We start from the raw sequence: 8,566 nt of genomic DNA on the forward strand, positions 1-8,566 counted from the left end.
CAAGTATTCTTTAACTTTCAACCTTTAGTTATAATAGGCTATTTCAAACTCACTTTGCACGAGTGAGTTTGAAATAGTTTTTTTAATTTAAAAGCACTTAATAGAATTTTATTACGGTTCTTGATATAATCAGACTAACGTGGAAACTTACTATCAGTAAATTTAGGGGGCGCTTTTAATGGCGCAGAAAAAATCGAATGTTAAGGTCCTAAATAACGAATACTATCGTCAGCAAACCTCTTCCAATGATAAAAAGCAACAAGAATACTTAGTTGAGAAAAAGCACCGTCGCCACATGCATATTTTGGTGGCGTTTGCCTTGATAGTAACACTTATTTGTTCTGTGCAGATCGTGAAAAATTATACCCAAGCACGTCAGATTAACACACAGACAAGGACCGCACAAAAAGAATTAACTGGCCAAAAATCTCAAAATGCAGATCTCAAATTGCAGGTCAAACAGCTTAAAGATCCTGAATATCTGCAGAAATATATTAGAGAACGTTATTTTTATTCTAAGAAACATGAAACGATCTACAATTTACCTGAAGACCGGTCTAAAAGTGTGACGAACGATAATTGACGCTCTGAGCATCGGTTGTTCAACCATGATTTAGTAAAGGTCGGAACTTTCATGCTGTTGAATGGTATCTTTTTATTTTTTTTACAATTCAGCTGAACGTCGTGGTATACTTGTTGTAGACATTTTCTTAGGAGGAACAAAAATTTTATATGTCAATTGAAGTAGGTTCAAAAGTAACTGGTAAAGTTTCAGGTATTACAAACTTTGGCGCCTTTGTTGATCTAGGTGAGCATAAAAATGGTTTGGTTCATATTAGTGAGATCTCAGATGGGTTCGTCAAAGATATTCACGATGTTCTTTCAGTTGGCGATGAGGTGACAGTCAAGGTCTTGTCTATTTCTGACGATGGCAAGATCGCACTTTCGATTAGAAAGGCATCCGCCTCATCTCAGAACCATGGCCATCAGTCTCATCAAAATGAACATAATTCTAAGCCCCATACACACAATAATGGCGGCAAGAATTTCAATGATCGGTCAAGTCATAACAATAATAAAAAGAGGAGTTTTAGTTCTCATAAAAATGACTCACATAAAAAGGATGATTTTGATTCTTTACTAGCTGGGTTTATGAAACAAAGCGATGAACGACTAACTTCATTGAAACGCAATACTGAAGGAAAACGAGGCGGGCGCGGCGGTCGACGCAGCTAAGTTCGTTTTTATATAGTAATTTTAGGAGGTACAACATTGGATGAACTATGTTGTGCCTCCTAATTCATTAATTAGCGAATCAATTTAAAGCAAATTATCTTATGCGAGAGTGACAAAAATGGATTTAAACTTAAAATTTAAACAAATTTGGGAACAGCTAAACATCGGACAACAGGCAGTTTTAGTAGGCGTGTCTGGTGGAGTCGATTCTATGGTCTTATTAGATTTGCTAGGGCAACTGCCTTATTCGATCAGGCCGGTGATCCACGTGGCAACAGTCGATCATTGTCTGCGCCCGGAAAGCGTGCAAGAAACAGAATATGTGCGGCAATATTGTTTAGATCATGGCCTGAATTTTCATACAATTCAATGGCCTAAAAACACACATCCATCTGCAGGGATCGAAGAAGCTGGTCGTCATTTTCGCTATCGCTTTTTTGCGGATATCATGACAAGTTTTGGGATCAAACATTTGCTGACGGCGCATCATGCAGACGACCAAGCAGAAACGTTCTTGATGAAACTCATCCGTGGTGGTGATCTGAGTCAATTAAAAGGGATTCAATTCCAGAGATCTTTTATGAGTGATCGTTATTTATCAAGACCATTATTATTCTTTGCAAAAAAAAGTTTGTATGCATATGCTAATCAACGGCAGTTGACTTTTTTCGAAGATCAAACAAATAGTTCAGATGAATTCTTGCGAAATAGAATTCGACATGAGGTCGTCCCATTGCTTAAACAGGAATCTCCGCACTTTCTTGAACATTTGAATTCTTATCAACAGCAATTGAATGAATTATTCTCAGTGTCCAAACGTAGTCTTAGCAAGTTGATCACTGATATTTCGACTCCTGAGGGCTATCGAACAGAAAAATGGCTCATGTGGCCTGTTGCTGAAAAGAAAGCCACGTTGCGCTTGATTTGTGAACAACAAGTAGGTGAGATCAATGAGGGGCAGGTAAACGAAATGATCGAACTGCTGGAAAATGAACGACGTCCTCAAGGGAAAATAGACGTGAAAGGCCAAAAAGTCTTTTATAAAAATTATCATTTATTTGGAGTCATAACTGTTGCTCAGCCAGACGAAATTGGCACTTTCAAACAAAGACTGACTTTAGGACAATGGGTAGACTTGAGTCCAAATGAAAAAATAGGCCTTTTTCCCGCGGGGACGCTGACGGCGGAAAATGACGATGTTTTAGAAATAACTGCTGAATTTTTGCCTTTAGATGTGCGCCATCGACTTTTTGGCGACAAGTTGTGCACATCGATCGGCAAGCAAAAAGTAAAAAAGATTTTGATCGATAGAAAAGTGCCGGTTGACCAAAGAGCAAAGGTGTGGGTAGTTGGTAATGAAAATAATGAGGTTTTGTGGATAGTAGGGCACAAGAAATCAAATTTGTCACGACAAGATGTAAATGATAAAATTCATTACATAGTGATTTATAGGAAAATAAGCGGGGAAAAGAGGTAGCTTCATGAATGACGATATCGAAAAGATTCTTTATAGCAAAGAAGATATCCAGCAAGTTGCAAAAAAGTTAGGACAACAGATCACAAAAGATTACGTTGATAAAAATCCACTCGTTGTGTGTATTTTAAAGGGTGCGATTTTGTTCATGTCTGATATTGTACGTGAGATCGATACATACTGTGAATTAGACTTTATGTCAGTTTCTAGTTATGGTAACGCTCAGGTTTCTTCAGGCTCTGTCAAGATCATCAAAGATCTTGACGTTTCTGTTGAGGGACGCAATGTTTTGATAATTGAGGACATTATCGATACTGGGCGGACCTTACAGACTCTGGTCGATTTGTTTGAACACCGAAAAGCCAATTCCGTTAAGATCTGCACTTTGCTTGATAAAAAAGAACGGCGGGTCGAAGGGGTCACTCCGGATTACGTTGGTTTTGAAGTTCCAAATGAATTTGTGGTCGGCTATGGTTTGGACTATTTAGGACATTACAGAAACTTGCCTTATGTCGGTGTTTTAAAACCAAAAATTTATTCTGATAATTGAACGTCAATAATAGTCAAATAAGGTCAAATGTGTTATCATAACTTCAACGGCCGTCTTTTGACGCGTTGAAAAGGCTTAAGGAGGAAAAATATGAACAACAAGAAAAATGGACTACTAAAAAATAGTCTGTTTTATATTGTGATTTTCCTTGGAATAATGGGTGTGATGTACTACTTCTTCGGTAGTAAATCGAATACAAGTACAGAGCAGATCCAGTCTAGTCAGTTCGTAACTCAACTTCAGAAGGATAATGTCAAAGGTTTTACGATGCAGCCATCTGGCAGCACTTATAAAATCACCGGTACTTATAAAAAACCTCATCAGGCTAAAAATAAGTCCAATAGTTTTAATGGTCTTGGCAGTGTTCAATCCCCTCAAGTTAAGTCATTTACGACTAATATTTTGACTAACGATTCCTCGGTTGATCAAATACAGAAATATGCGCAGAAAAATAAAGTCAAAAATGGAGCCAAAGAAGAAGAGTCGAGTAGTATTTGGATCCAGTTACTGGTTTACTTGTTGCCGGTAGTCTTTATGATTTTCTTCTTCTATATGATGATCGGTCAGGCTGGTCAAGGCGGCGGCAATGGTAAAGTAATGAACTTTGGTAAATCCAAGGCTAAGCCAGTCGAGAAAAAGAACAATAAGGTTCGCTTCTCCGATGTTGCTGGTGAAGAGGAAGAAAAACAGGAGTTAGTTGAAGTTGTTGAATTCTTGCGTGATCCACGTAAGTTCTTATCACTGGGTGCCCGGATCCCTTCAGGTGTTTTGCTAGAGGGACCTCCTGGTACTGGTAAAACTTTGCTGGCTAAGGCTGTTGCTGGTGAAGCTGGGGTTCCTTTCTTCTCGATCTCAGGTTCTGACTTCGTTGAAATGTTCGTTGGTGTTGGTGCAAGTCGTGTACGTGATCTTTTTGAAAACGCCAAAAAGAACGCTCCTTCTATCATCTTTATCGATGAAATCGACGCTGTTGGACGTCAACGTGGCAGCGGCATGGGCGGCGGTCACGATGAACGTGAGCAAACTTTGAACCAATTGCTGGTTGAAATGGATGGTTTCCAAGGCGACGAGGGCGTTATTGTTATGGCCGCTACTAACCGTTCTGATGTTTTGGATCCAGCTTTGCTTCGTCCAGGTCGTTTTGATCGAAAAATCTTAGTTGGCCGTCCTGACGTCAAGGGACGTGAAGCAATTTTGAAAGTTCACGCTAAGAACAAACCTTTGGCTAAAGATGTCGACTTGAAGATGATTGCTAAACAAACTCCTGGTTTCGTAGGGGCTGACTTGGAAAACTTACTGAATGAAGCTGCTTTGTTAGCTGCACGGCGTAATAAAAAGGCCGTTGACGCTAGTGACTTAGACGAAGCGGAAGATCGTGTGATTGCTGGGCCGGCTAAACGTGATCGAGTTGTTAACAAGAAGGAACGTCAGACTGTTGCCTACCATGAAGCTGGGCATACGATCATTGGTTTGGTCTTAAATGACGCTCGTGTGGTCCATAAGGTCACTATCGTTCCTCGTGGACGTGCCGGCGGTTACGCTATCATGTTGCCTAAGGAAGATCAGGGCTTGTTATCGAAAAAAGATGCTGAAGATCAAATTGCTGGTTTGATGGGTGGCCGTGCTGCCGAAGAAATTATCTTCCATGTTCAGTCATCTGGTGCCTCAAATGACTTCCAGCAAGCTACTCAGTTGGCTCGCGCGATGGTCGCTCAGTATGGTATGAGTGACAAACTTGGTCCTGTTCAGTATGAAGGACAAAGTGGTATGACTCCTGGTCAATATGCTGGACAACCGAATTATTCCGGTCAAACAGCCAATGTGATCGATGATGAAGTTATTCGCATCTCAAATGAACAGATGGAAAGAGCTAAGAAGATCATTGAGGAACACAGAGAGCAGCATAAGACAATTGCTGAAGCTTTGTTACAATACGAAACATTGGATGAAAAGCAGATCTTGAGTTTGTATAATACAGGAAAGATGCCATCCTCCGATGAAAGCAATGAGTTCCCTAGTGAAAAGGAAGCTGCTACTTTCGAAGAGTCTAAGAAAGCTCTTGAACGTAAAGAAGCAGAAAAGAAGGCTGAACATCGTCAAAATGATGATCAAACTTCATCTTCTGATCAAACTGAGACTTTCTATCCTCATGAAGATGATCATCATGAAAATGATAGTTAAATTGAATTTGTAAGTTTAGAATAGTGGACGGTTTTTGTGAATAGCAAAACTGTTCGCTATTTCTTTTTATTTGTAAAACTTAATATGCTACAATTTGTAAGTATATTTTTTCAAGGGAATTTAAATAGGCAGTAGTCTCATTTGTTTCGTTAGAGTAATACTGCTTTTTGTTGATTTATATATAAAAAGGAGAATTTTCATGAGTGATTATTTAGTAAAAAGTTTAGCTTATGATGGACAGTTGCGGGCGTATGCATTAGATGCTACAAATACAGTGGCGTATGCACAACGTGTTCATGATACTTGGAGTGCTGCTTCTGCGGCATTGGGCCGAAGTATGATCGGAACAGCTCTTTTATCTTCTGCTTCTTTGTCTGGGGATGACAAGCTGACTGTTAAGATCCAAGGAAATGGTCCTGTTGGCGGGATCGTGGTGGACGGTAATGCAAATGGGACAGTGAAAGGTTATTTGCAGCATCCTCATGTTCATTTACCTTTAAATGACAAACATAAAATTGATGTTAAAGGGGCAGTTGGCACACAGGGGATGATGTCAGTTACTAAGGACATGGGCTTAAAAGAGCCTTTTACCGGGCAAGTGCCGCTTGTTTCGGGGGAACTGGGTGAAGACTTTACTTATTATCTGGCTAAATCCGAACAGATCCCATCTGCCGTTGGGTTGTCAGTTTTTGTTCAAAATGATAATTCGATAGAAACAGCTGGCGGTTTTATGATTCAAGTAATGCCAGGTGCTAGTGATGAAGTGTTGGATCATTTGGAGCAAAGATTAAACGAGATCCCGATGGTTTCAAAAATGATGCAGGCAGGGAAAACACCTGAGGAAATGCTATATGAGATTTTAGGTAAAGAAAATGTGCAAGTTTTGGACACGATGCCTGTTAAGTTTGAATGTGATTGCAGCAAGGAACGTTTTGCCGAAATACTTGCGTCAGTACCTAGTTCTCAAATTAATGAAATGATCGAACAAGATCACGGTGCTGAAGCAGTTTGTCAGTTTTGTGGAACAAAATATCAATTTTCAGAAGAAGAGTTGTTAGAAATAGAGAAAAAGGCACAGGCATAATTATTTTAGTCGCTAAATTTGAGAAGATATGGCAAATTATTAAAATAAGAAGTAGCCACCGCGCAAAAGGATCAATAAGTTAGTTTATATTTAAAAGGTTGGTGTGCTATACTATTTTTGTATGTAAAAGTGGAAAGAGAGGGTAATCGATGGCTAATCAACAGTCAATGAATGACCAATTAAGAGTTCGACGTCAAAAAGTAGATGAGTTACGTGATGAAGGTATTGCGCCTTTTGGACATAGATTTGATAGAGATTCATATAATGAGGATCTTCATCAAAAATACGAAGGGCTTACTAAAGAGGAATTAAATGACCAGGGAGTTACAGCGACGATTGCTGGCAGGATGGTTGCTAAACGTGGAAAAGGCAAGGTTGGTTTTGCTGATTTACAAGACCGGACAGGCAAGATGCAGCTGTATGTCCGTAAAGATATTTTAGGTGAAGATAATTACCATGTTTTTAAACGTTCTGATTTGGGCGACTTTTTAGGTGTTACAGGAGAAGTTATTAAGACAGATATGGGGGAGCTGACATTACGTGTTAGTAAGTTAACATTTTTGTCTAAGGCTTTACGTCCACTACCTGATAAGTATCATGGCTTACAAAATGTTGAACAGATTTATCGTCAGCGATACTTGGATCTGATTACTAATCGAGAAAGTTATGATCGTTTTGTACACCGCAGTCAAATCGTTGCTACTGTTAGAAATTATTTGGATACAGAAGGTTTCTTAGAAGTTGAAACACCTGTTTTGCATAACCAAGCTGGCGGCGCTTCTGCTAGACCTTTTAAAACTCATCATAATGCGCTAGACATTAAGCTTTACTTACGTATCGCTTTGGAATTACATTTGAAGCGTTTGATCGTGGGCGGTATGGAACGTGTCTATGAAATTGGCCGCGTGTTTAGGAATGAAGGTATTGATACTAAGCATAATCCAGAATTTACAATGCTTGAGTCTTATGCTGCGTATTTTGATTTTACGGATGTTATGAATGAAACTGAAGGGATCTTTAAGGCTGCATGCCGAGTTGTTTCTGACGATAACAAAATAACATATCAAGGCAATGAGGTTGATTTTAACAAACCTTTCCGTCGTGTGCATATGGTAGACATGATCAAAGAGGTTACTGGTATCGATTTTTGGCAGGAAATGTCATTAGAAGATGCACGTAAATTAGCCGATGAAAATAATGTTCATTATGAAGCATACTGGCAGGTCGGTCATATCATTAATCAATTCTTTGAAGATTTCTGTGAAGATAATATCGTTGATCCAACCTTTGTTTATGGTCATCCGGTCGAAATCTCGCCTCTTGCTAAGAAGAATGCAGATGATCCTAGATTTACTGATCGGTTTGAATTATTCATCTTAGGTAATGAGTATGCTAATGCTTTTACTGAATTGAATGATCCAATTGATCAACGTCAACGTTTTGAAGCCCAAGCTAAAGAACGGACAGAAGGTAACGATGAAGCTGAGGGGATCGATGAAGATTATCTTGAAGCCATGGAGTATGGTATGCCTCCTACTGGTGGATTAGGTATTGGTATGGATCGTTTGGTTATGCTTCTGACCGATGCGGACTCTATTCGTGATGTTCTTTTGTTCCCAACTTTGAGACCTGAAGAAAACAAATAAATTCATATTTTAAAAAATATCGTTGATCGTTCTCATGATCAGCGGTATTTTTTTGGAAAAATAGAACCTTGATTTATGTTTTTATTCAGATCGTTTAAAATAAAAGCCAATTTTTTTATGTTTGTGATTCCACTTACTTTTATTTGGTGAGAAGTAGTTACACTGATTGAATCAGACTCTAACACGAATTATTGACCGTGATATTTAACTTAAGTTTGGTTTTTTGATCAGTGAATGATTTAGTCTGTTAAAAGACGTCTTGACGAAGGCAAAGAGAAACGGTATATTTATATATGCTGATTGATGAGTTATTAAGTTTCTGATTTTTCTTCACGCCCAGTAAATATTCAATTAAATTTTTTTGAAATTATTGTTGACATTTTTGCTCAGCGTGG

General features: G+C 38.8%; 7 protein-coding genes. All 7 read left to right on the forward strand.

What is annotated here, in order from left to right; all coding sequences use genetic code 11:
- Positions 1-178: 178 nt before the first annotated feature.
- Positions 179-583, forward strand: a complete 405-nt coding sequence (locus tag FC65_RS06980; protein ID WP_010499622.1) for an FtsB family cell division protein — start codon at positions 179-181, stop codon at positions 581-583.
- Positions 584-732: 149 nt separating this feature from the next.
- On the forward strand, positions 733-1,236 hold the full coding sequence (locus FC65_RS06985) for a S1 domain-containing RNA-binding protein (protein ID WP_056972069.1): 504 nt from the start codon (positions 733-735) through the stop codon (positions 1,234-1,236).
- A 118-nt stretch (positions 1,237-1,354) separates the two neighbouring features.
- A complete protein-coding gene (gene tilS, locus FC65_RS06990; protein WP_056972070.1) occupies positions 1,355-2,713 on the forward strand; it encodes a tRNA lysidine(34) synthetase TilS in 1,359 nt (452 codons plus the stop codon).
- A 4-nt stretch (positions 2,714-2,717) separates the two neighbouring features.
- Positions 2,718-3,260, forward strand: coding sequence for a hypoxanthine phosphoribosyltransferase (gene hpt, locus FC65_RS06995; RefSeq protein ID WP_056972071.1), 543 nt, complete (start codon positions 2,718-2,720; stop codon positions 3,258-3,260).
- Between the two features lie 90 nt (positions 3,261-3,350).
- Complete coding sequence (gene ftsH / locus FC65_RS07000; RefSeq protein ID WP_056972072.1) at positions 3,351-5,441, forward strand: ATP-dependent zinc metalloprotease FtsH; 2,091 nt, start codon at positions 3,351-3,353, stop codon at positions 5,439-5,441.
- A 199-nt stretch (positions 5,442-5,640) separates the two neighbouring features.
- Positions 5,641-6,525, forward strand: a complete 885-nt coding sequence (hslO, locus tag FC65_RS07005; RefSeq protein WP_010499610.1) for an Hsp33 family molecular chaperone HslO — start codon at positions 5,641-5,643, stop codon at positions 6,523-6,525.
- A gap of 149 nt (positions 6,526-6,674) precedes the next feature.
- Positions 6,675-8,171: a lysine--tRNA ligase gene (lysS, locus tag FC65_RS07010; protein WP_056972073.1), complete on the forward strand. Its 1,497-nt coding sequence runs from the start codon at positions 6,675-6,677 to the stop codon at positions 8,169-8,171.
- The last annotated feature ends 395 nt before the right edge of the window (positions 8,172-8,566 follow it).

It is taken from the genome of Ligilactobacillus acidipiscis DSM 15836 (genome assembly GCF_001435755.1).
Lineage (GTDB): Bacteria > Bacillota > Bacilli > Lactobacillales > Lactobacillaceae > Ligilactobacillus > Ligilactobacillus acidipiscis.

Bases quoted from the DNA above. Each gene is read 5' to 3' on its own strand.
- FC65_RS06980 (WP_010499622.1), top strand. From the start codon at position 179: ATGGCGCAGAAAAAATCGAATGTTAAGGTCCTAAATAACGAATACTAT.
- hslO (WP_010499610.1), top strand. From the start codon at position 5,641: ATGAGTGATTATTTAGTAAAAAGTTTAGCTTATGATGGACAGTTGCGG.
- ftsH (WP_056972072.1), top strand. From the start codon at position 3,351: ATGAACAACAAGAAAAATGGACTACTAAAAAATAGTCTGTTTTATATT.
- FC65_RS06985 (WP_056972069.1), top strand. From the start codon at position 733: ATGTCAATTGAAGTAGGTTCAAAAGTAACTGGTAAAGTTTCAGGTATT.
- hpt (WP_056972071.1), top strand. From the start codon at position 2,718: ATGAATGACGATATCGAAAAGATTCTTTATAGCAAAGAAGATATCCAG.
- lysS (WP_056972073.1), top strand. From the start codon at position 6,675: ATGGCTAATCAACAGTCAATGAATGACCAATTAAGAGTTCGACGTCAA.
- tilS (WP_056972070.1), top strand. From the start codon at position 1,355: ATGGATTTAAACTTAAAATTTAAACAAATTTGGGAACAGCTAAACATC.